The sequence below is a fragment of the Algoriphagus sp. SE2 genome (assembly GCF_039563885.1).
Classification (GTDB): Bacteria; Bacteroidota; Bacteroidia; order Cytophagales; family Cyclobacteriaceae; genus Algoriphagus.
This window is the reverse complement of the sequence record NZ_JBCLWJ010000058.1, coordinates 1-869: the sequence shown is the minus strand read 5'-3', so window position 1 is coordinate 869 and position 869 is coordinate 1. Positions and strand designations below refer to the sequence as shown.

1 protein-coding gene is annotated in these 869 nt (G+C 34.2%); it reads left to right on the top strand.

Annotated features, from left to right (window positions below):
• Positions 1–189: 189 nt before the first annotated feature.
• Positions 190–858 (top strand): SH3 domain-containing protein, encoded by a 669-nt coding sequence (locus tag AAGF08_RS20385; protein ID WP_343513297.1) that lies wholly within the window; start codon positions 190–192, stop codon positions 856–858.
• The last annotated feature ends 11 nt before the right edge of the window (positions 859–869 follow it).

The following is an 869-nucleotide window of genomic DNA, read 5'->3' as shown; positions in this document are numbered from 1 at the left end:
TTTCAACTGAAAATTTTCAGAAATTTTAACCATAAAATTATGGTTTCTATACTTTCAAATCGACTCCTTAGCCTTGCTTTTTGCCAGATCATTGTCGTAATTGGACTGCAAATTTAAGCTACCGTTTTATAAATGCCAAACTCTAATTCAATCTTTCTTACGAAATTTTTCATATTCTTTATCTTCCTTTTGCAAAGTATTAATTGTCAGGCAGATGTATTTGATATCGAAAGGGCAGATTCTTTGTTTCAACAAAGAAGTTACAAGGAAGCGATGGAAATATATCAGGAAAACTATCAATTAGGAATTTATTCACCTGCTATGCTGCTTAAAATGTCTTTCATTTCTGAGGGAATAGGAGACAAAGAGCTAGCTACACTTTATCTGAGCAAATACTATGATTTAAACCCCAATTCCCAAACAATATCTAAGATTAAAAACCTGACCGGACAAAGTAACCTAGTCGGCTATGAAGTCAGCGATACGGAAAGATTTATTCTTTTCTTAGTAGAATACAAAGAAATCATGGTCGGTGCTTTAGCTGTTTTTCTTGTAATTTCCTTAATCATGCTTTGGGTAAATGGTAGGAAAGTTTCTGAAGCAAGATATTATTGGCCATCCATCTTTTTGATTATTCTAATCTTTATCACTAATAATTTCCTGAAAGCTCCCAGAACTGCATTGATCACGCAGAGCCCAACTATGATCGTTTCAAAGCCATCAGCGGGAGGAGAATTAGTGGATAGAGTAGAACCTGGTCATCGTGTAAAGATTAGGTCAAGTAAGGATATTTGGTATGAAGTAGAATGGAAAAATCAGACTGCTTTTATTAAAAAAGACAATGTCACCACATTGTAAGCAGAATTAAG